Raw genomic sequence first — 21,124 nt, 5'->3', positions numbered from 1 at the left:
ACGCTTCCCCGCCCCCACCGGAATCCGCCCCCGAAGGACAGACCATGCAGACCCGCAGCATCGCCACCGCACTCCTGGCCGCGAGCGTCACCACGCTCCTGCTGACCAGCTGCTCGCAGCAGTCGACCGACCACACCGCGCCCAAGCCGTCCTCATCACCGTCGGCGACCATGCGCGACCCCGGCGCCGCAGCGCCGTACGAGAACGCCTGCGACGGCAAGCAGGCCGTGATCAGCGGCGACGGCGCTCCGCATCAGATCGAGGACTGTGATGCCGTCGCCGTCGTGGCCAAGGGGAGCAAGGTCCGCATCGGTGACACGAAGTCGATGGTCGTGGAGGGCAGCAACAACGACATCACCGTCGAGTCAGTCGAGTCAGTCATGTTGCTCGGCTCGAACAACACGGTCCATGTCGACGGCGACGCTCCCACCGTCGACGACCAGGGCCAGGGCAACAGAGTCGACTGACGAACACCTGAAGACCGCCGAGGCCGACCGGACCCGCCCGGTCGGCCTTGCTTCTTCCTGGACTTCGTATTTCACCATCACATTTCGAATGCTAGGATAAGCGTCACGCCTTCAAGACAGGAGCGACATGGACCTCCCCGACATCGTCCGCACACTCGGGCGACGATGGCCCCTCGTGCTGAGCGGACTGGCTCTCGGTACCGCTGCCGGCTGTGCGCAGCTGATGCTCTCGACGCCGACCTACGACGCGACCACTCGGCTCTACGTCACGGTCGCATCGTCCGAATCCGGCTCGACGACCGACCTCGTTCAGGGCGGGAACGCCGCCGAGCAACGCGTCCGGTCGTACGTCGACATCATCACCACGCCGCGAGTGCTGCAGTCCGCGATCGCCGAGCTCGGGCTCCACCTGACCGCACAGGACCTGGCAAGTCGGGTCCGCGCATCGTCGCCGAACGAGACCGTCCTGCTCAACCTCACCGTCAACGACACGTCCGCCGCTCGTGCCGCGGCGATCGCGAACGCCATCAGCGAGAGCTTCACCGAGCTCGTGGCCGAAGACCTCGAGCAGGCGAGTGCTGGAGCGACCAGTCCGGTGTCGATCCGCACGGTGCAGCCGGCCCTGGTCCCACAGGACAAGGCGACTCCGCAGCCGACGAAGGCCCTGTTCCTCGGCATCGTCAGCGGGCTCTCCGTCGGTGTCCTCGGCGCCGTGCTCCGTGAACTGCTCGACACGAAGATCCGGAGCCGTACCGAGGTCGAGTCGGTGACCGATCGACCCGTGCTGGGCACCGTGCCGAAGTGGAAGGACCTGCAGCGGACCCCGGTCTTCATCCAGGGCAATGGTCGGGGTGCGTTCGCCGAAGCCTTCCGCGCCCTCCGCACGAACCTCAGGTTCCTCGGTCAGAGCGCGACCGGCCGCGTCTTCGTCATCACCTCGGCGAACCCCGGCGAGGGCAAGACGACCACGACCCTCAACCTCGCCGCGGCGCTGATGGAGGGTGGGGCTCGCGTGGCCGTCGTCGACTGCGACCTCCGCCGCCCGGCCGTCGCTGCCCGACTCGACCTGGAGAACAGCGTCGGGCTGACGGACGTCCTGATCGGCCGGGCCGAACTCGACGACGTGGCACAGCCGTGGGGAGCGACCGGCACGGTGCTCCCGACCGGTCCCCTCCCGCCGAACCCGGCAGACCTGCTCGCGTCCGCGGGCATGACCGAGATCCTCGCTGCGCTCGCGGTCGCGAACGACTACGTCATCGTCGACACCCCGCCGTTGCTCCCGGTGACGGATGCAGCAGTCCTCGCGGCGGCGAGTTCCGGCGCGATCGTCGTCACCGCGGCCGGCAAGTCCCACACCCACGAACTCCGCGACGCACTCGCCGTGCTCGAGCGCGCTGACGCCCACACACTCGGCATCGCCGTCACCATGACGAAGACCCCGCACCAGCAGTACGGCTACGGCTACCTAGGCGATACTCCCGAACTCACCAAGGCCGACCTGCGCCCGATCCGCGGCGTCCGCGTCGCGGAATGACCGGTACCGCCAAGCGGCCCGCACCGCACCCGACGAGACCACGCGCACCGCGCCTCCAGGCAGGACGCAGCAGACGCGCGTCGTACCGACCCCAGTCGAGACAAGGACCCTCAGGACCATCATGACCACCAGCACCGACTCCCTCGCCGGATCCCGCGTCCTCGTGACGGGCGGCACCGGATCCTTCGGCAAGACCGTCACCAAGCGTCTCCTCGCTCGTGGTGTCGCCGAGGTCCGGATCCTCAGCCGCGACGAAGCGAAGCAGGACCAGCTCCGCAACGAGCTGGGCGATCCCCGTGCGCGCTTCCACCTCGGTGACGTCCGCGAACCGGAGAGCGTCCACCGTGCCGTGCGCGGTGTCGACCACGTGTTCCACGCCGCCGCGCTCAAGCAGGTGCCCTCGTGCGAGTTCTTCCCGCTCGAAGCGGTCCGCACGAACGTGCTCGGCAGTCAGAACGTGGTCGCCGCGGCGGTCTCCGCCGGTGTGCAGTCCGTCGTGTGTCTCAGCACCGACAAGGCGGTCTACCCGGTCAACGCGATGGGCCTCAGCAAGGCGCTCATGGAGAAGGTGGCGCTGTCCTTCGGCCTCAACGACCACGTCTCCGACACCACGGTGTCATGCGTGCGGTACGGCAACGTGATGTACTCGCGCGGTTCGGTCATCCCGCTCTTCGTCGACCAGATCCGCCGCGGGCAACAGCTCACCATCACGAACCCCGAGATGACCCGGTTCATGATGTCGCTCGAGGACAGTGTCGACCTCGTCGAGCACGCGTTCGTGCACGCCGACCAGGGCGACCTGTTCGTGAAGAAGGCCGCGTCGTGCACGATCGGTGACCTCGCCCGGGCACTGGCGAACCTGTTCGGGGTGACCGGCGAGCCGTTCCGTGTGATCGGCACCCGCCACGCCGAGAAGTTGTCCGAGGCGTTGGCGAGCCGGGAGGAACTCTCCCGCGCGCAGGACATGGGCGAGTACTTCCGCATCCCGGCAGACGTCCGCGACCTCAACTACTCGGCGTACGTGGAGGAGGGCGACCCGACGCAGACCGGCCGCCTCGCCTACGACTCACACAGTGTCGAACGCCTCGACGTGTGCGGCGTCGAGGACCTGCTGCTCTCGCTGCCCGAGATCCGCGCTGAGCTGGCTGCCGCGGGACGGCGCGTCATGGAGATCGCAGCGTGATGGCCATCAGTGGCCGCGGCGGGCTGGTCGGTTGGCACCTCCGGACCGTGCTGTACAGCGAGGGGCGGTCATGGCAGGACGTCGACCTGCGTCAGACGGCAGCCACGACGACCGACCTCGCCGACGTCGAGACCGCGATCCACGTCGCAGGCATCTCGCGTGGATCCGACCACGACGTCCGCGAGGGCAACGTCGAACTCGCTCGCCGGTTCGTGGCGACCCTCGACGCAGGCGGTGCGCGTCCGCGTCGAGTCGTGTACGCGGACACGGGTATGCGGGGGACCAGCCCGTACACCGAGGGCAAGGCCCGGGCGCGCGAGGTCCTGTCGGCGGCAGCGGCACGGTGGGGAGCGGACTTCGTCGACGTCGTCATCCAGAACGTCTTCGGGGAGCACGGCACGCCGTACCACAACGGCGTCGCACTGACCTTCTGCCACCGCATCGCACGTGGCGAGCAACCGTCCGTCGACTCCGACGACGTCCGGACGTTCGTGCACGCGCAGGACGTCGCCGAAGCCCTCGCGGGCATGATCGACCAGGCCGAGCTCGACCGCCGCGGCACCAGGATGACGGTCCCCGAACTCGCCGGGCGGATCACCGCGCTCGCCGACGTGTACCGCCGCGGGGAGATCCCTGCCCTCGAGAGCAGGTTCGACCGCGACCTCTTCAACACCTACCGTTCGTACGCGTTCGCGGTGTCTCCGGTGCATCGGTTGACCTCAGCGATGGACGAGCGTGGGGCGTTCACCGAGCTGGTGCGTGCTCACGGCAGCGCGGGACAGACCGGCATCTCGACGACGCTGCCCGGGATCACCCGCGGCGACCACTTCCACCGCCGCAAGATCGAACGCTTCGTCGTGGTCCAGGGCGAGGCCCGCATCGTGCTCCGCCGGGTCCTGACCGGCGAACGTCAGGTGTTCGACGTGACCGGCGACCAGCCCGTGGCGATCGACATGCCGACACTCTGGGCGCACGCCATCACGAACACCGGCACTTCGCCGCTCGTCACGGCGTTCTGGACGAACGAGCTCTTCGACCCCGCACGCCCCGACACCCACCAGGAAACCGCATGAGCACGCAACCCGAAGGGCGCAGGACGAAGGTCGTGACCGTCGTCGGCACACGCCCGGAGATCATCCGCCTGTCCGAGGTCATCCACCTGCTCGAGGCGACGTGTGACCACGTCCTGGTCCACACCGGACAGAACCACGACCGGCAACTCAGCGACGTCTTCTTCGACGACCTCGGCCTCCGACTTCCGGATCACCACCTGTCGGTCGACACGTCGTCACTCGGCGCGGTGCTCGGCGACGTCCTCCGCGAGACCGAGCGGGTCCTGCGTCTCGAGCGCCCCGACGCGGTACTGGTCCTCGGTGACACGAACAGCGCGATCGCGGCCCTCATGGCAAAGCGGATGCGCATCCCGGTGTTCCACATGGAGGCCGGCAACCGGTCGTTCGACGAGAACGTCCCGGAGGAGACCAATCGCCGGATGGTCGACCACGTGGCCGACTACAACCTCGTCTACACCGAACACGCGCGCCGGAACCTGCTGGCGGAGGGTATCCACCCGTCGCGTGTCGTGTTGACCGGTTCACCGCTCAACCAGGTCCTCGCCGTGCACCGTACCGCGATCGCGAGCAGCGACGTTCTGGCCCGGTTGTCCCTCACCACCGATGAATACGTCCTGGTCAGCGCGCACCGCGAGGAGAACGTCGACGACCCCGACCGCCTCATCGCGTTGCTCGAGGCCGTCCAAGCCGTCGGCGACGAGCACGACCTACCGGTCCTGATGTCGACGCACCCGCGGACCCGCCGGTCCCTCATGGGCATCGACGCCGAGCGGTACCCGCGCGTGCTGATGCACGAGCCCTTCGGGTTCCACGACTACAACGCACTGCAGCGTTCCGCCTTCGTGGTGCTCTCCGACTCCGGCACGGTCAGCGAGGAGTCGGTCATGCTCGGCTTCCCCGCCGTCACACTCCGCGACCGCATCGAACGCCCGGAGGCGATCGACACCGGGTCCGTGGTGACCGCGGGTGTCACCGCTCGCACGGTGACCGAGGCGGTCCGGTTCGCGCGCGCGACCGCGCCTACCGTCCGGACGGGAGGCCCGGCGGAGTACGCCGTACCGGACACGGCCCGGCGGGTGGTCGCCTTCATCCTCGGGACGGCGCACGCGCATCACGCGAACGCCGGGATCCGGCGGAAGGCGTGAGCAGCGCGGGCTCCACGGGCCTCCGCCTGGCGCTGCGTTTCCCCACGACCTTCGTCGTCACCGCTCCGTACGTGCTCCTCTTCCTGCCGTTGGCCGTCTGGAACGCGAATCCGCAGACGGACTTCATCCTGCAGACGTGGGGCGCCGCGGTCGCCGGGACGCTCGCCGTCGAGGGTTCGGTGGCGTTGGTGGCGTCGGCGGAGCACCGGGCAGGTCGCTCCGCCGGGTCCCCGCCCCCGGGAACGACGGCACGGTGCTGGCATGCCGGACGGGTGGCGGCGATCGCTCGCGGTGTCAGCGTCGTCGCCATCACTGCGACCTCTGCGTCGGTCCTGCTCGGCGCGGGGACGCTGCGCTCGCAGGTCGACTCGCAGCTCCCGTCCGGCGCTGCGGCCGTCCTCACGCCGTTCGTCTCGTGGACCTCCGTCGCGCTCGCGCTGCTCATCGCCGCGTACCATCTCGGCGGTCTCAGCCGCGCGGTGACACTCAGCTGGATCGGCGCACTCCTCGTCACACAGATCGGAGCGGCGTACGTCTCGACGATCACGGTCCGTGCGGCCGCCTTCGTGGTCCTGCTGCTCATCCTCGCCTTCCTCACGGACCTGGTGCCCCGGTCCTGGATCGCCGCGGCCATCGCGGTGCTCGCCGTCGTCTGGCCGACCGTCTACGCGATCCGGAACCAACTGCGCGTCGCGAGCGGCATCGACGTGAGCGAGAACGTCTCCGCATCCGACCGGCTGCGCTTCGACGAGCAGATCGCGCGCGCGGCCCAGTACGGACCGGGACACGACCTCGGGCAGGCGGGGCTGGGAGAGGTGCTGCGCTACGGGCTCGTCCCACGCTTCCTCGACCCGGGTCGCGACGGACTCTCGTCCGGGAACGTGATCAACGAGTTCCTCGGCGGAGTGTCCTTCTCGTCGTACACGTTCCTGCCGGTCGCGACCGCGTGGTTCTTCTGGGGCACCCTCGCCGTGGTCCTGCTGTACGGCGGCTACGCCACGGTGGTGATGTCGCTCCGCCCGTGGCGTGCCATCGCCGAGCGTCCGTACGCCCTGATCGTCCTGACACTCGTGCTGAGCGGCCCGCTCTCCTGGTTCGGGACCCCACCCGACACGTCGATCAACCTGCTGCAGACACTCGTGTCGACGCTCCCGGTGTTCTTCCTGCTCCGGCTGTGGGCACGACGAGCGCCGATCATCCCGGGCCACCGCCCTGACCCGGCCCGTGTCCCCGGCGCGGTGAGCGCCAGCAGATCGTGACGCGGCTGGGACGGATCGTCCGTGGACGCGCGGTGCCGGCGCTCACCATCAGTGCCTTGTCCAGCATCTCCGGGCTCCTCGTCGCGGTGGCAGTGGCCCGCACCTCCACCGTCGCGGGCACCGGCCGGTTCGGCATCGCCGTCGCCGCGTTGCTCCTCGTCGCAGCTCTGGCCCGTTCAGCGGTCACCGATCCCCTCATCGCCGATGCGACGCGGCGTCCGGCGGACACGAGGTTGCTCGGCCGTGCTTCGGCTGTCGGGCTGGTGGGAGCGGTCGTGCTGCTCGCGGCCGGCCTGACCACCAGTTCCGCGTACCTGGTCATCGGCGCCCTGACGGTGCACGGGCTCACGATGCGTGAGTGCGTCCGCGCGGTCCTGGTCGCCACCGGGTCCGCGCGGACGGCGGTCGTCCTCGAGGGGAGTTGGTCCGCGGCGAGCGCCCTGGCCTTCGTCGGGTCGCTCGCCGGGACTTGGAGCGGTGTCGACGCCTTCACCATCTGGGCGGTGAGCGGTGCGGCACTCGGGTACGCCGGCACGCTGCGGACCCACTCCGATGTCCTGCCGGTCTGGTCGCGGACTCCGGTGCCCAGTGCACGCTCGATCGCGTTCGCGTCGGACACGCTCATCGGCAGCGGCGTCGTCCAGTTGGTGACGTGGGTCGCCACCGCCGTCGCAGGACTCTCGGTGGCAGCAGCGCTCCGTGGTGCGGGGACCCTCGCCGGTCCAGTGACGGTGGCGCTGTCCGCCGCGCGAAGCCTGCTCATCCCCCGTTCGGTGCACCACCTCGGGTCGAACAGTCCCCTCCGACGGTTCACGGCGGACGCGGCGCTGATGGCGGCACTCGCACTGCCCGCACTGGTCGCGCTCGCGTGCGTGCCGGACGAGATCGGCAGCACCCTGCTCGGCGCGACCTGGGACCTCGTCGACCCGATCCTCCCCCTGACCGCCGTCGAGTTGCTCTTCCAGCTCGTCGCCGCCGTCCCGGAGTCCGCGCACCGTGCGCTGGGCGTCGGTCGCCGGATCCTCACCGTCCGATGTGTGACGGCCGTGCTCCGGCTGCCGACGGTCGTCGCAGCGGCACCGCTCGGGATCGGGGTCGTCGTTGCCGTCGCTGCGGTCATCACCGGCCTCAGCGCCGTCGCGTGGTGGTGGAGCCTCGCGACGCTCCTCCGTCCCTCGACCACCGTCCACGTCCGGCCGGACGTGGACTCCCTGTGAAGGAGAGCGTCATGCGTTCACTCGCGATCGTCGTCCCCGAGTACCGCACACCGGAAGCCCGGGGCGGCGGCCTGGCCGCCGTGGCCGACTTCGTGGCAGAGGCGTTCGGCGGGGACCACGTACCCCTGACGGAACGATGGAACGTGCGGATCGTCTCCCCGCGGATGTTCCACGGAGCGCCGGAGCACGCATCGCCCATGCGGCCGGGGGCGCTCCTGTGCGGACCGGTCGCGCGACGGCGAGCGGGCACCGGGCTCGAGATCTGGGACGTGGGGACGACGCTCCCGGAGCTGGAGCCGAACCGCTACCGTCCGCGGCGAGCCCTGACCGCGCTCGTCGACGACTGTGACGCCGCGATCGTCATCGCCGGGACACCGGCGATCGGTTCGGTCATGCGCGACGTCCGCGTCCCCTGGGTGCTCAAGGTGGCGTCACTCGTGGAGGAGGAACGAGCCGCTCGGCTCGCGGGCAGCCGCGGACTCCGGGGACTCCTGCTGCGGACGGTCACCGCCGCGACCGCGCGCCACGACACACGGGCGCTGGAGCTCGCCAGGACCGTCGTCACGGTGAACGCGTCGATGGCGGACCGGTTGCGGGAACGCTGCGGGCGTCCGGTCCGGGTGCTGCCCGTCGGCGTCGACACGAGCGCGTTCCGACCGGCGACCAGGCGCGCAGCAGACGGCCCGATCATCATGGTCAGTCGACTCAACGACCCACGGAAGGACGTCCGGACCCTGCTCCGGGCCTACGCCCTCGCGCGACGCGGGCACGGCGTCCGCCACGACCTGGTGTTGGCCGGACGTCATGCGCTGCCGACGGCTGACGTCGAGCTCATCGACGAGCTCGGCCTGCGCGAGGTGGTCCGAGTCGTCGAGTCCCCCACCGATGCCGAACTCGCGGCGTTGCTGCGGACGGGGTCGCTCTTCGCCCTGGCCTCACGGGAGGAAGGGCTCGGCGTGGTGTTCCTCGAGGCGATGGCCTCCGGACTCCCCGTGGTCGCGACCGCGACACGCGGCGCGACGGAGGCGGTCCCCGCCGCCGCAGGGACCCTCGTCCCGTTCGGGCCGACCCTGATCCCGGACCTCGCCGCAGCGCTCGCCGAGGGCGTCCTCGACGCCACACGGGCCGACCTCCGGGGAAGGGACGCCCGTGCACACGTGGAGGCGAGGTACGCGACGGCGGTGGCGGAGCGTGTGTGGCGCGACCTCGTGTCAGAGGCGGTCGCGGCCCGCGGTCGTACCGGAGGAACACGATGACGACCGTCCGGGCGCTCGCCCCGTACTTCCCGCCGGCTGTGAACGGCGGCGGACCGATCCGCACGCTCGACGCCCTGGTCCGGACCGCGCCGGACCGGATGCAGGTCGAGGTCGTCACGCGGGACCGCGATCTCTGCGCAGACGTCCGCCTCGACGTCCCCCGAACTGCGACCCTCCCGGGCGGGCGGCGGGTCCACTTCGTGGACACCCGGGGTGTCGACGGGACCGTTCGCCTCGCTGCGGCGATGCTCTCGCGTCCACACGCAGACCTCACCTACGTGAACAGTGTGTTCGACCCACAGTTCGGAGTGCTCCCCCTGCTGCTGCGCCGGTGCGGGTTCCCCCTCAGCGGGCGGTTCCTGGTCGCCCCGCGCGGCGAGTTCGACCCGGGTGCGCTCGCGATCAAGCGGGTGAAGAAGCAGCGTTACCTCGACGTCGCCCGCGCGTCCGGCGTCTTCCACGGAGTCACCTGGCATGCCTCGACCGAGCTCGAGGCCGCGCACATCCGGGCGGCGGCCGGACCGGACGCGGAGGTCGTGGTCCGCGAGAACGAGACGACGTTGTCGGCTGTGTCCACCCGTGTCCCGGTGCGTCCGAGCGACCGTTTCGAAGTCGTCATGGCGGGTCGGATCAGCCCGAAGAAACGGACCCACCTGGTGATCGAGGCGCTCGCGCAGGTCTCGCATCCGGTCCGACTCGTGGTCGTCGGTCCCGTCGACGACGTCGCGTACGGTCGACGATGCGTTGCCGCTTCGGCCGCGCTGCCCGAGCACGTCAGCGTCGAGTTCCGGGGGGCGCAGTCCCACCGAGCGGTGCTCGACAGGATCGGCGCCGCGCACGCCATGGTCACGGCGACGGCCGGGGAGAACTTCGGACACACGATCGCCGAGGCGCTCTCGGTCGGTCGACCGGTCCTCCTGTCTGACACCACGCCGTGGTCGGCGCGGGTCGCAGCTGGCGGTGGCGAGGTCGTCCCGGACGACGCCTGGGCGGTGACGCTCGACCGGTGGGCAGGGCAGTCGACTGCCGAGCGGGTCAGACGCGCGCAGGATGCTGCGGACGCGTACGACGCGTGGCGGAGCTCCCCGCCCGCCCCACACGTGTTCGAGATGGTGCTCGGACTCCACTGAGACAGCACGACCCCCTGGCGAACGATGCTCGCCAGGGGTCGGTGCTGCCCGGGTCAGCGAGCTGCGATCGCCTGGTCGTCCGTGCCCCGGAAGGTGCCCATGGTCGCGTGGCCCGGGGCGGAGACGCCACGTCCGGTGATCACCGTCCACACGGTCGCGACGAGGATCTGGACGTCGAGCAGGAACGAGCAGCGATCGACGTACTCGACGTCGAGGTCGAACCGCGTCGCCCAGTCCGAGTCGTTTCGACCGTTGACCTGGGCGAGTCCCGTCATCCCCGGACGGACCTCGTGCCGTCGTGCCTGGTGCTCGTCGTACAGCTCGAGGTAGGACATCAGGAGCGGTCTCGGTCCGATGATGCTCATCTCGCCGCGCGCGACGTTGATCAGGTTCGGGAGCTCGTCCAGGCTGCTCGCGCGCAGGAGACGACCGAGACGCGTGATGCGCAGGTGGTCCCCCTCGGTTCCCCGGCGCTCGAGCTCGGGGTCGGGTCGCATCGACCGGAACTTGATGATCTGGAAAGGCTCGCCGTGCAGACCGGGTCGGGTCTGTCGGTAGACGACCGGCCCGACGCCCTCGCACCGGATCGCGAGCGCGATCACGACCAGCAGGGGCGCCAGCAGGATCAGGAGCGCGACGGCGACGATGCGGTCGAGCGCGTGCTTGGTGGGCGTCCAAGGTCGGTGCGATGAGCGAGCGGTCATGCGGCTGCCTCCCTGAGGATCTGCTCGATGTGGTCGATCGCCGCGTCGGGGTGCATGTGCTGCTCGACGACGGAGCGTGCGTTGGCCGAGAGGCGGGCGCGCTGGCGGCCGTCGGTGGCGTGCGCGGCCCGGAAGGCCGACTCGACCGCGTCGACATCACCGGGCGCGGCGACGAACCCTGCTTCCCCGTCGCGGACGAGGTCGGCCCCGTCACCCGGGAGCGCGGCGATGACCGGCACACCGTTGGCCAGAGCGTCCTGGAGCTTCGACGGGATGGTGATCGGGGACATGGGCGCATCCGCGAGCGCGACGATCTCGAAGTCCGCCTCGGCATGCACGGCGTGCATGCGATCGCGGGACACCGGAGGGCGGAACTCGATGGTGGTCGCTCCGACCTCGACGGCGAGGGCCTGCAGACGGTCGGCGGCGAGCCCGTCCCCGACGAAGACGAACCGGAGACCGGGCACGTGCCTGCACCGGGCGGCAGCGCGGATGACCACGTCGAGGCCCTGGTTCGGGCCGAGGTTGCCGGCGTACATGATCGTCGTCGTACCGTCGTGCACACGTTCCGGCAGCGCGGGCATGTCCATCGCCCAGTTCACGATGGTCGATGTGTGGTCCGGTCGGCTTCCGCGCTCGACGAGGAGACGTGCGGCACCGGGAGCGATCGCGATGACGTGTGCTGCACGTCCGTGGAGACGTCGAAGCCAGGCGATGAGCACGAGCCGCGCGACGCGCGCCGCCCACTCGCTGCGGACGAAACCCGAGCCGGTGACGGACTCCGGCCAGACGTCCTGCACGTGCAGGACGTACGGCGTGCGGAACAGGCGGCGCCAGACCATCGGACCGATCGCCGCGGTCGGCTGCGCGCTGTGCACGTAGACGACGTCAGCGCCACGGACGGCGCGGGACGTGGTGAGCGACGATGCCGCGAAGCTCAGGCAGTTGACCATCCGACGGAGAGCGCTGCTGGAGTGGTCCGGCACGATGGGGACGCGCCGCACGGTGACGGGGCCGTCGTCCTCCACGTGTCCGAAGCGCTGGGACCAGCCGGGGAACACCCTGCCGAACGGGTAGTTGGGGAAGGCCGTGACGACACTGACGTCGTGCCCGCGGTCGGCGAGGCCGCGCGCCACGGATGCAGGGATCCACCCCTGCATCTCGGGAGGGTAGTACTGCGAGACGACCGCGATGCGGAGAGGTCGGGTACGGGCAGGCATGCCGAAATACTAATATCCGAAGTGCTCGCAATCCAACCGCGTTGACCCGCCGTCGCTCATATGCGACATTTGGTATGTGGACAACTGGATACGAGGCGCCGGGCGGAGCAAGACTTCCGGGATGGACGTCCCACTGCACGCGAGTCGCATCAGTGATCGGATCTCTGCGCTCGACGGCCTCCGAGCGCTGCTCGCCATCGCCATCAGCGCCTACCACATGGGTGCGCCCGGGTTGCAGAGCGCTGTCCTCGCCCTCCCGGTCTTCTACGCGCTCTCCGGAACGCTGATCACGAGCCTGCTGCTCGCCGAGGTGCGCCGTCACCGCCGCGTCCGGCTCGGTCGGTTCGTCCTGAACCGTCTCCTGCGGATCGCGCCGCCGGTGCTCGTGCTCACCGCCGTCGTCGCACTCCTGTGGCCGTGGGTCGGAGGGTACGGAGGGTCGACGACCGACCTCGGCCTCGCCGCCGGTCTGGCCCTGACATGGACGACGAACCTCGGCAGGGCCTACTTCGGGATCCACCAGGGCGTCTTCGACCCCCTGTGGAGTCTGTCCGCGGAGGAACAGTTCTACGTGTTCTGGCCCGCCCTCGCAGCACTCATGCTGCCGGTCGTCCGTCGCCGTCACGTCCTGCTGTGGATCCTCGGCGGCATCGTCCTCCTCGGACCCCTCAGCTGCATCCCGTTCGCCACCCCGAGTCCGGACGCGGGGCCCTCAGCTGTGTACTACGCCCCGCCGGTGAGCATGTCGTCGCTCGCGTCGGGCTGCTTCGCCGCGCTCGTGCTCGACCACCTCCGCCAGCGCGAGCGATGGTCTGCACGGGCCGGCCGGATCGCCACCTGGGGCGGCCTCGGGTCTTTGGTCACCCTGGCGCTCCTGATGCCGTCGCAGTGGAAGTCCGACCCCGTGGTCATCCTGGGTGCCGTTCCCGCCGCCGGCTTCGTCGCCGCGGTCTTCATCGCCGGACTCGGTACGGCGGACACCGCGGCGGCCCGGGTCCTCGCCTGGCGTCCGCTGGCGTGGTTCGGCGCACGAGCGTCCTACTCGCTCTACCTGTGGCACCTCGTCGTCCTCGCCCTCATCGAGCCGCGGATCGACGGCGTCCTCGGCCGGGCCATCGCACTCGGCGTCGCCCTGGTCGTCGGGGTGCTGGGCGGCGTGCTGGTCGAGGTGCCGACGGACCGGCTCCGACGACGAGTCCTCCGGCCGACGCCTCGTCCGGTCCCCGCATAGCAACCGTCTGTGCTCGGGGTCGCCTCGTCCGTCCGCCATCCAGACGCAGCGGGACCGGGAGGCACGGTGCAGGACGGAACTCGTGCCTCCCGTCGATCCGCGCAGCCGTCAGCCGCGACCCGTTTCGAGCGCGTTCGCCCGCGCGACTCCCCCGTACCACCGCGCCGACGGCTTCGGCGTGCGCTCGAACGTCTCCCGGTCCCACGCGACGAGCCCGAACGTCGGCCGGAACCCGGACGCCCACTCGTAGTTGTCGAGCAGCGACCAGTGCTGGTAGCCGCGGACGTCGATGCCGTCCTCGATGCAGCGGTGGATGCCCTCGAGCGCGCCCTGCGTGTAGGCGATGCGACGGGTGTCGTCCGCGGTGGCGATGCCGTTCTCGGTGATCATCACGGGGACGTGTCCCGACAGTTCCCACGCGCTGCGGATCCCGTCGGCCGCGGCCTCCGGGTAGAACTCCCACCCCGTCAGCGTGGTCTCGACGTCGTCCGCGACGGGCAGCGGCCCGTCTGGTCCGATGAAGGTCCGCGTGTACGCCTGCACGCCCACGAAGTCGTCGCCGGCCGCCGCTTCGAGGTACCAGTCGTCGCGCGGGTACCCGTATTCACGGAGCATCTCTTCGGACCCTGGCTCGCCGGAGGGCTTGAACGCTTGGGTCGCGACGGTCCACCCGGACTGGAGGCCCGACACCTGCCCCAGGACCTCGCGCGACCGCCGGTGGCTGGCCAGCAGGGCGTCGGCCACCTGGAGGTCCGGGTTCGGCAGGCCGTACGCCACCAGGTTGGCCGCGTCCTCGCCGCCGGCGAGCATCGCGGCGATGTTCGGCTCGTTGATCGTGCAGACGTAGCGGACGCCGTCCTGCACGACGGGGAGCGCGGCCTCGGTGTAGCGGGCGAACAGGTCGGCGGCGTCGTCCGCGCGCCAGAAGCCGTCGCGTTCGAACCAGCGCGGCACGGTGAAGTGCATGAGGGTGACGATCGGTTCGATGCCGAACTCGTGGCAGGCCTCGACCATGCGGCGGTAGTGGCCGACCTCTGCGCGGCTGACGAACCCACGCTCGGGCTCGATGCGGGACCACTCGATGCTGAACCGGTAGGAGTTCAGGCCGAGGTCGGCGGCGATCCGGATGTCCTCACGGTAGCGGTGGTAGCTGTCGGCCGCGTCGCCGGAGGGCTCGACGATCGTGGTGTCCGGTTCGTGCTCGTGCACCCACCAGTTGCTGTTGACGTTGTTGCCCTCGATCTGGTGGGCGGCGGTGGCGGCGCCCCAGAGGAAGCCGTCGGGGAAGTGCAATGTGGTGATGATGGTGCCTTTCAGTGCTTGCGCAAGAACCGGTCGAAGACCTCGACGGTTCCCTGTGGGTTCTCGATCTGGGGGCCGTGCCAGCTCTCCGGGATGACGACGTACTCGGCGCCGGTGTCCTCGGCCATGGTCCGCTGCCACGGGATCGGCCAGGCGCCGTCCCACTCCCCGTGCGTGACGAGGACGGGGAGCCCGGTGGCGCGGAGTTCGGCGGACGCGTCGGTGTGGTCCTCGAGGATGTGCCCGCCGGCGACGACGCTCAAGGGGCTCGTCGCGTCGAAGCGGTCGCGGACCATCCGGACGTCGTCGGGCAGTTCCTCGTCGGGCCGGTACGCCCAGAGCGGGTTCGTCGAGTCGAAGAGCTGCCGGAGGTTGCCGCCGGTGTCGTGCAGGATCGTCAGCTCGGCGACCTTGCGGTAGGGCCAGCCGTACGGCCCGGAGCAGAACTGCACGACGTCGCGGAAGGCGCTCGGGTCCTGGATCGCGGCGGCGCGGACGATCACGCCGCCGAGCGAGTGCCCGACCAGGTGCACGGGAGCGCCGTCGTCGAGCAGCCGGGCGACGCGGACGACGTCGGCCGCTTCCTCGTCGAGGGCGTAGTCGCGGGGCTCGGTGGGCGCGGCGGAGTCGGCCTGCCCGCGCCGACTGATCGCGACCGCGGTCCAGCCGGCGTCCCGGAGGAGCGGCATGAACGTGCGCCAGTCCTCCTTCGAGCCGGTGTACCCGGGGACGACGAGCACGACGCCCTTGCTCGGCCCCGACGGGACGACGCGGTAGGCGGTGAGCCGGCCGACGGGCAGGTCGATGCCGACGACGTCGACCCCCTCGGGTGTCGGCAGGTGGCCGAACGGCGGGACGGTGGGGAACGCGTGCAGGTCGGTCATGAGGCCAGTCTGCGGCGGGGGTTGGGCACGGCGTCCAGCAGCGCGACCGTGTAGTCGTCCTGCGGGTGCTGCAGCACGTCGGCGGTCCGGCCTCGCTCGACCACGGCGCCCTCGTGGAGCACCATGATGTCGTCCGTGATGAGCCGGGCGCTCAGCAGGTCGTGCGTGATGTAGAGGAGCGAGACGCCCCACTGCTCGCGCAGGTCCTCGAGGAGCGCGAGCACCCCGGCGCGGAGCGTCACGTCGAGCATCGAGACCGGTTCGTCGGCGATGATCACCTGCGGGTCGCTCGCGAGCGCCCGGGCGATCACCACGCGCTGCCGCTGCCCGCCGGAGAGCTGGTGCGGGAGCTTCTGCGCGAACTGCTCCACGGGCGTGAGGCCCACCGTCTCGAGGAGTTCGAGCACGCGACGCCGGGCATCGCGACCGCGGAGCCCGGTGTAGTTCACGACCGGACGGGTGAGCGTGTACTCGACCGTGTGCAGCGGGTTGAGCGCCGAGTACGGGTCCTGGAACACCATCTGCACCTCGGAGCGCAGGTCACGCATGCCTCGGCGGCCGAGCTTCGCCACGTCGAGGTCGCCGAACCGGACGGTGCCGGAGCTCGGCTTCTCGACGCCGGTGAGCAGCTTCGCGATGGTCGACTTGCCGGAGCCGGACTGGCCGACCAGGGCCAGGGACTGCCCCGGTTCGAGCGTGAAGGACACGTCGCGGACCGCCCGGACCGGGTCCTCACCACGACGGGGCGGGGCGTAGGTCTTCACGAGGTGGTCGACGACGATCGGGTTCCTCGCCGCGCTGCGCTCGCGGGTGCCGACCGTGGCGTGGGAGGTCGTGGCCTCCTGCCGCTTCTCGCCGTGTTCGGCGCGGAGCGAGCGGTCCGGGAAGCCCGGGAGGCTCACGACCGAAGCGCGGGGGTCGGCGTAGTGCGACAGGAGCATCTGCGTGTACGGGTCCTGGGGGTCGCGGAGGATCTCGCGCGAACCGCCGTCCTCGACGATCCGGCCCTCGTGCATGACGAGGACGCGCTCGGTGGCCTCGAGCACGATGCCGAGGTCGTGGCTGATGAGCACCGCTGTGAAGCCCTCGGCTCGCTGCAGCTCGATGATCGTGTCCATCACCGCGTGCTGCACGAGGACGTCGAGCGCCGTGGTCGGCTCGTCGAACACCATGAGCTGCGGCTCGAGCGAGAGTGCCAGGGCGATGGAGACGCGCTGCCGCATGCCACCGGAGAGCTCCCCGGGGAACCGGGCGAGCATCGAGGTCGGCAGCTTCACCTTCTCGATGAGCTCCTTCATCCGCGCGTCCCAGCGGTCGCGCGACACGTGGCCGTGCGCCTTGAAGACGTCGATGAAGTGGTTGCGGATCGTCCGCACCGGGTTGAGCGCGTTCATGCCGGACTGCAGGACCATCGCGAAGCCGCCCTGGCGCTGCTGACGCAGGGCTTCCTCGTCGAGGTCGCGGATGTCCTTGCCTGCGAAGACGATGCTGCCGCCGTTCGTGCGTGCCGGGGGCTTCTGCAGCCGGGTCAGCGCGTAGCCGAGCGTCGACTTGCCGGACCCGGACTCGCCGACCAGGCCCACGAACTCGCCCTTCCGCAGCGAGAAGGACACGTGGTCGACCGCCTGGACGGCGGTCTGCCCCGACGACTCGTAGACGACCGACAGGTCGCGGACGTCGAGCAGGACGGATGCGTCGCCCTGGTCGTGACGGGCGTCGGGCTGGAGGCCCGTGGCGGCGCCGGTGCGCGCCTCCAGGCCGTCTGCCGGTTGCGTTTCTGGCAAGCCGCTCATGCGGTCTTCTCCTTACGGGGCCGCGCGCCCTCGCGCAGCCGCGGGTTGGACACGGCGTCGACGCCGAAGTTGATGAGGGTGAGGCTCATCGCGAGGAGGGCGATGCAGAGACCCGGTGCGAACAGCAGGATCCACTGGCCGGTGAGCAGCGCGTTGGAGTTCTGCGCCCAGTAGAGGATCGTGCCCCAGCTGACGATCGAGGAGTCGCCGAGGCCGAGGAACTCGAGGCCCGCCTCGGCGAGGATCGCGCTCGTCGCGGCACCGAAGAAGCTGCCGACGATGAGGCTGGTCATGTTCGGCAGGATCTCGCGGAAGACGATGCGGGTCGCGCCGTCACCGGAGAACTGGGCAGCGGTGACGAAGTCCCGGCCGCGCAGCGACTGCGTCTGCGAGCGGAGCACGCGAGCGCCCCACGCCCAACCGGTCACGACGATGACCGCGATGATCACCGCGATGCCGCCGTTCTGCAGGTAGGCGGCGATGACGATCATCAGGGGCAGACCCGGGATGACGAGGAACAGGTTCACGACGAACCCGATGACCTCGGCGATCCAGCCGCGGACGTAGCCCCAGCTGAGGCCGATCGCGACGGCGACGAGCGTGGACAGGATGCCCGCGACCGCGCCGACCATGACCGAGATGCGGGCGCCGTGGATGATCTGGGACAGGACGTCCTCGCCGGCGGCGGTGGTGCCCATCCAGTGGTCGGGGGTCGCGTCGGCGGAGCGGCCGAAGCCGTTCTGGCTGGCACCGTACGGGGCCAGGAGCGGCGCGAAGACGGCGACGAACACGAAGACGCCGAGGATGACGATGCCGGTCCGGGCCTTCCCGTTCGACCAGACGACGCCGAACTGGCGGGCGGCGGCACGCCACTTGGACGGCGCCTGCTGTTCCGGGGCGTCTTGTGTGCGTACTGCGACTGTGCTCATCGGCGCGTCCTCGGGTCCAGGACGCCGTACATGACGTCCACGATGAAGTTGGCGATGAGCACCGACACGGTGATCATCAGGAAGAGGGCCTGCATGAGCGGGTAGTCCTGCCCGATGACGGCGTTGAACAGCAGGTAGCCGATGCCCGGGTAGCCGAAGACCTGCTCGACGAGCACGGAACCGCCGACCACGCCACCGAGCGCCAGACCGAAGCCGGTCAGGTTCGGCAGGATCGCGTTGCGGGCCGCATAGCGGACGGCCACGGTGCGTCCGCGCAGGCCGTTGGCCTCGGCGAAGGTCACGTAGTCGTCACCGAGGGTGTTGATCATCGCGTTGCGCATGCCGATGATCCAGCCACCGAGGCTCGTCACCAGGATCGTGACCGCCGGCAGCACCGCATGCTGCAGTGCGTCGCCGAAGAACGCACCGTTCAGGCCCGGCGTCGTCGTCGCCGAGTACGCGCCCGTGGTCGGGAACCAGTGCAGCACGTAGCCGAGGAAGAACAGCAGGAGCAGCGCGGTCCAGAAGTACGGGAACGTCGACATGAACGACCCTGACAGGGTGGGAAGCGAATCGAGCCAGGTGCCGCGCTTCCACGCCGCCGCGACACCGATCAGGGTGCCGAGCACGAACGCCAGGACCGTGACGACCCCGACGAGGATCAGCGTGTACGGCAGGGCCTTCGACACGAGGTCGCCGACGGGCTGCGGGTAGAACGTGTAGCTCGTGCCGAAGTCGAGGGTGATGACCTGGTGCAGGTAGCTGACGTACTGGTCCCAGAGGTTGCCGGTCGGCACCCCGAGCTGGGCCTCGATGGCTCTCTTGGTGGCGTCGGTGACCGGACCGTTCTGGCTGAGCTTCGCGAGTGCGGCGTCGGCCGGGCTGCCGGGCATCAGGCGCGGGAGCACGAAGTTCAGCGTGACCGCGGCCCAGAGGGTCAGGACGAAGAGGACGAGTTTCTGGAGGACGTACGTCACTTCTGGTCCTCCTGCTGCGCGGCGTCCTGTTCCTGCAGGATCTGCTTGCCGGCGGCGCTGTCGCGGAGCCGGAGCTTGGTGAAGATGAGCAGCGGTGCCGAGTCGTAGTTCTGCGGTGCCATGTAGGGGTCCTTCGCGCTCGGCCAGCCGACGAACTTGCCGGTGTTGAACAGACCCCAGAGCCCGCCGTGGTACATGCCGATGACGGGGAGTTCGTCGTAGACGGTCTGCTGCAACTGGTCGAGGATCTCCTGCTGCTTCGCGGTGTCCGTCGTCGCCTTGTACTCGTCGAGGAGCTTCTGGGTGTCGGCGTTCTTGTACCGCTCGTAGTTGTTGACCGTCGACGTGCCGACGGGCTGGTAGAACTCGCTGCTGAGCAGGGAGTTGTACGCCTGGTAGACGTCGCCGTTGCCCATGCCGCCCATCGCCATGTCGAACGTGCCGTTGTTGATGTTCTGCTGGTACCCGGCGGGCTGCGGCGCCTGGATCGTCACCCTGATGCCGATGGCCGTCAGTTCGCGGCGGACCTCCTGTGCGGCGCGGAGCCAGTCGGAGTAGCCGTTCGCGGTCATGATCGTGATCGCGAGCTGCTCGCCGTCCTTGACGACCTTGCCGCCCTGCACGGTGTAGCCGGACTTCTCGAGGCTGGCGAGCGCCGCCTTCGTGTCCTGCGTGATCATGCCCTGGTCGGGGATGTCCGGGTTGCGGTACCGCTCCTGGTTCGGCAGGATCAGGCCGGTCTGGCTCGCCGCCGACAGGTTGCCCTCGGACGCGGTCTCGGCGATGGCGTCGCGGTCCAGCGCGAGCGAGATGCCCCGGCGGACGTTGACGTCGTTGTACGGCGCCTTCGTGAGGTTCGGGATGAGGCCGATCACGCCGCCGGCCGGGAACCACCACTCGTTCGTCTTCGACGCGGCACCCCAGGTGCCCTTCACGTCGGAGATGAACGAGTACGCCCAGTCGTAGCCGCGGGTGACGGTGTCGAGCTGCGTGTTCGTCGCCGGCAGGATGAGGTGCTCGATGGCGATCTCGTCGGCCTGCCAGTACTTCGGGTTCTTGTCCATCGAGTACTGCTGGTCGGTGTAGTTGCCGAGGACGAACGGCCCCGTGCCGACCGGGTTCGGGTCGCGCCAGGTCGTCGGGTCCTCCACGCCGCCCCAGTGGTCCTCGCCGAGGATGTACGTCTGCCCGATGATCGTCAGGCTCGGGACGTCCTCGCTCTTGAGGTGGAAGACGACGTGGTCACCGTCCTGCTCGATGCGCTCGATGTGCTGCCAGGCGCCCTTGACGTCCATGGCGGGGAACTCCTTGAGCAGGTCGAAGGTGAAGACGACGTCCTCCGCGCTGAACGGCGACCCGTCGGACCACTCGACGCCCGAGCGGATCGTCATGTCGATGGTCTTCGCGTCGGGCTGGCTCCACTCGCTGGCGAGCCACGGGTTGCGCTTGCCGTCGAGGGGGTTCACCTCGATGAGGGGCTCGTACATCCACTTGGAAGCGGTTCGAGCGTTCGCGATGTACGGGTTGAAGTTGCGGTCGAACAGCGGGTTGCCGCGGTCCGCGTTGATGAGCATCGTGTCCTTGCCGATGGTGGGATCGGGTTCGGAGCGGACCTGGATGCTGCAGCCGGTGGCCACGAGGGCCACGACGGCGAGCCCGGCGATCGCTGCGACGATGCGGCCACTGCGGGATCGGGCGCTGCGTGCACGAGGGTCGCGGGCGGCTGGCTCGCGCGTGCGCTGTGGGGGAAGCGTCATTGCTCGGTCGACCTCCGTGTCGAGTGGGTACTCCTTCAATGTATGCGCTTACATAGCGAAGCG

At 69.8% G+C, this 21,124-nt stretch carries 18 protein-coding genes; 10 read left to right on the top strand and 8 right to left on the bottom strand.

Going from position 1 to position 21,124, the window contains the following annotated elements; genetic code table 11:
- From DEI83_RS10735 to DEI83_RS10700, 9 genes are all read left to right on the top strand, one after another.
- A partial coding sequence (locus DEI83_RS10735; RefSeq protein WP_220036778.1) for a DUF3060 domain-containing protein occupies positions 1-467 on the top strand: 467 nt, incomplete at its 5' end.
- A 127-nt stretch (positions 468-594) separates the two neighbouring features.
- Positions 595-2,001, top strand: a complete 1,407-nt coding sequence (locus DEI83_RS10730) for a polysaccharide biosynthesis tyrosine autokinase (RefSeq protein ID WP_111081942.1) — start codon at positions 595-597, stop codon at positions 1,999-2,001.
- A gap of 121 nt (positions 2,002-2,122) precedes the next feature.
- Positions 2,123-3,184: an SDR family NAD(P)-dependent oxidoreductase gene (locus tag DEI83_RS10725; protein WP_111081941.1), complete on the top strand. Its 1,062-nt coding sequence runs from the start codon at positions 2,123-2,125 to the stop codon at positions 3,182-3,184.
- Positions 3,184-4,257, top strand: coding sequence for an NAD-dependent epimerase/dehydratase family protein (locus DEI83_RS10720; RefSeq protein WP_111081940.1), 1,074 nt, complete (start codon positions 3,184-3,186; stop codon positions 4,255-4,257). Before DEI83_RS10725 ends, DEI83_RS10720 begins: the two co-directional genes overlap by 1 nt.
- Entirely contained in the window at positions 4,254-5,402 is a 1,149-nt protein-coding gene (wecB, locus tag DEI83_RS10715) for a non-hydrolyzing UDP-N-acetylglucosamine 2-epimerase (protein WP_111081939.1), read from the top strand. Before DEI83_RS10720 ends, wecB begins: the two co-directional genes overlap by 4 nt.
- Positions 5,399-6,661 (top strand): hypothetical protein, encoded by a 1,263-nt coding sequence (locus DEI83_RS10710; protein ID WP_111081938.1) that lies wholly within the window; start codon positions 5,399-5,401, stop codon positions 6,659-6,661. Before wecB ends, DEI83_RS10710 begins: the two co-directional genes overlap by 4 nt.
- A gap of 56 nt (positions 6,662-6,717) precedes the next feature.
- Complete coding sequence (locus DEI83_RS15965) at positions 6,718-7,878, top strand: hypothetical protein (RefSeq protein WP_181431177.1); 1,161 nt, start codon at positions 6,718-6,720, stop codon at positions 7,876-7,878.
- 11 nt (positions 7,879-7,889) lie between these two features.
- A complete protein-coding gene (locus DEI83_RS10705; RefSeq protein ID WP_181431176.1) occupies positions 7,890-9,134 on the top strand; it encodes a glycosyltransferase family 4 protein in 1,245 nt (414 codons plus the stop codon).
- Positions 9,131-10,264 (top strand): glycosyltransferase, encoded by a 1,134-nt coding sequence (locus tag DEI83_RS10700; protein ID WP_111081936.1) that lies wholly within the window; start codon positions 9,131-9,133, stop codon positions 10,262-10,264. Before DEI83_RS10705 ends, DEI83_RS10700 begins: the two co-directional genes overlap by 4 nt.
- A gap of 53 nt (positions 10,265-10,317) precedes the next feature.
- Here DEI83_RS10700 and DEI83_RS10695 read toward each other — a convergent pair whose 3' ends face one another.
- Together DEI83_RS10695 and DEI83_RS10690 are read right to left on the bottom strand one after the other, a co-directional pair.
- Positions 10,318-10,968: a sugar transferase gene (locus DEI83_RS10695; protein WP_111081935.1), complete on the bottom strand. Its 651-nt coding sequence runs from the start codon at positions 10,966-10,968 to the stop codon at positions 10,318-10,320.
- Positions 10,965-12,188 carry a glycosyltransferase family 4 protein gene (locus DEI83_RS10690; protein ID WP_111081934.1) on the bottom strand — a complete coding sequence of 408 codons (1,224 nt, stop codon included), beginning with the start codon at positions 12,186-12,188 and terminating at the stop codon, positions 10,965-10,967. Before DEI83_RS10690 ends, DEI83_RS10695 begins: the two co-directional genes overlap by 4 nt.
- Before the next feature lie 121 nt (positions 12,189-12,309).
- On the opposite strand from DEI83_RS10690, the gene DEI83_RS10685 reads away from it, so the two are divergent.
- A complete protein-coding gene (locus DEI83_RS10685) occupies positions 12,310-13,419 on the top strand; it encodes an acyltransferase (RefSeq protein WP_111081933.1) in 1,110 nt (369 codons plus the stop codon).
- A gap of 108 nt (positions 13,420-13,527) precedes the next feature.
- Here DEI83_RS10685 and DEI83_RS10680 read toward each other — a convergent pair whose 3' ends face one another.
- Genes DEI83_RS10680 through DEI83_RS10655 form a run of 6 tightly spaced genes read right to left on the bottom strand, consistent with a single transcriptional unit; the run spans position 13,528 to position 21,061 of the window.
- Positions 13,528-14,712 carry a glycoside hydrolase family 1 protein gene (locus DEI83_RS10680; protein ID WP_220036777.1) on the bottom strand — a complete coding sequence of 395 codons (1,185 nt, stop codon included), beginning with the start codon at positions 14,710-14,712 and terminating at the stop codon, positions 13,528-13,530.
- A 20-nt stretch (positions 14,713-14,732) separates the two neighbouring features.
- Positions 14,733-15,605: an alpha/beta fold hydrolase gene (locus DEI83_RS10675; protein WP_111081932.1), complete on the bottom strand. Its 873-nt coding sequence runs from the start codon at positions 15,603-15,605 to the stop codon at positions 14,733-14,735.
- Positions 15,602-17,398 carry an ABC transporter ATP-binding protein gene (locus tag DEI83_RS10670; RefSeq protein WP_111081931.1) on the bottom strand — a complete coding sequence of 599 codons (1,797 nt, stop codon included), beginning with the start codon at positions 17,396-17,398 and terminating at the stop codon, positions 15,602-15,604. The genes DEI83_RS10675 and DEI83_RS10670 overlap by 4 nt, the downstream gene beginning before the upstream one ends.
- Positions 17,395-18,327, bottom strand: coding sequence for an ABC transporter permease (locus DEI83_RS10665; protein ID WP_111081930.1), 933 nt, complete (start codon positions 18,325-18,327; stop codon positions 17,395-17,397). The genes DEI83_RS10670 and DEI83_RS10665 overlap by 4 nt, the downstream gene beginning before the upstream one ends.
- Positions 18,324-19,304 (bottom strand): ABC transporter permease, encoded by a 981-nt coding sequence (locus tag DEI83_RS10660; RefSeq protein ID WP_111081929.1) that lies wholly within the window; start codon positions 19,302-19,304, stop codon positions 18,324-18,326. Before DEI83_RS10660 ends, DEI83_RS10665 begins: the two co-directional genes overlap by 4 nt.
- The gene (locus tag DEI83_RS10655; RefSeq protein ID WP_258371169.1) at positions 19,301-21,061 is read right to left on the bottom strand and encodes an ABC transporter substrate-binding protein; all 1,761 of its coding nucleotides are present in this window, start codon (positions 21,059-21,061) and stop codon (positions 19,301-19,303) included. Before DEI83_RS10655 ends, DEI83_RS10660 begins: the two co-directional genes overlap by 4 nt.
- Positions 21,062-21,124: the final 63 nt, after the last annotated feature.

This window comes from Curtobacterium sp. MCBD17_021 (assembly GCF_003234525.1).
Classification (GTDB): Bacteria; Actinomycetota; Actinomycetes; order Actinomycetales; family Microbacteriaceae; genus Curtobacterium.
Note: the sequence above shows the minus strand (reverse complement) of the source record. Positions and strands in the feature narration are given on the sequence as shown.

Bases quoted from the DNA above. Each gene is read 5' to 3' on its own strand.
- DEI83_RS10675 (WP_111081932.1), bottom strand. From the start codon at position 15,605: ATGACCGACCTGCACGCGTTCCCCACCGTCCCGCCGTTCGGCCACCTG.
- DEI83_RS10700 (WP_111081936.1), top strand. From the start codon at position 9,131: ATGACGACCGTCCGGGCGCTCGCCCCGTACTTCCCGCCGGCTGTGAAC.
- DEI83_RS10670 (WP_111081931.1), bottom strand. From the start codon at position 17,398: ATGAGCGGCTTGCCAGAAACGCAACCGGCAGACGGCCTGGAGGCGCGC.
- DEI83_RS10720 (WP_111081940.1), top strand. From the start codon at position 3,184: ATGGCCATCAGTGGCCGCGGCGGGCTGGTCGGTTGGCACCTCCGGACC.
- DEI83_RS10705 (WP_181431176.1), top strand. From the start codon at position 7,890: ATGCGTTCACTCGCGATCGTCGTCCCCGAGTACCGCACACCGGAAGCC.
- DEI83_RS10665 (WP_111081930.1), bottom strand. From the start codon at position 18,327: ATGAGCACAGTCGCAGTACGCACACAAGACGCCCCGGAACAGCAGGCG.
- DEI83_RS10725 (WP_111081941.1), top strand. From the start codon at position 2,123: ATGACCACCAGCACCGACTCCCTCGCCGGATCCCGCGTCCTCGTGACG.
- DEI83_RS10655 (WP_258371169.1), bottom strand. From the start codon at position 21,061: ATGACGCTTCCCCCACAGCGCACGCGCGAGCCAGCCGCCCGCGACCCT.
- DEI83_RS10685 (WP_111081933.1), top strand. From the start codon at position 12,310: ATGGACGTCCCACTGCACGCGAGTCGCATCAGTGATCGGATCTCTGCG.
- DEI83_RS10730 (WP_111081942.1), top strand. From the start codon at position 595: ATGGACCTCCCCGACATCGTCCGCACACTCGGGCGACGATGGCCCCTC.
- DEI83_RS10690 (WP_111081934.1), bottom strand. From the start codon at position 12,188: ATGCCTGCCCGTACCCGACCTCTCCGCATCGCGGTCGTCTCGCAGTAC.
- DEI83_RS10695 (WP_111081935.1), bottom strand. From the start codon at position 10,968: ATGACCGCTCGCTCATCGCACCGACCTTGGACGCCCACCAAGCACGCG.
- wecB (WP_111081939.1), top strand. From the start codon at position 4,254: ATGAGCACGCAACCCGAAGGGCGCAGGACGAAGGTCGTGACCGTCGTC.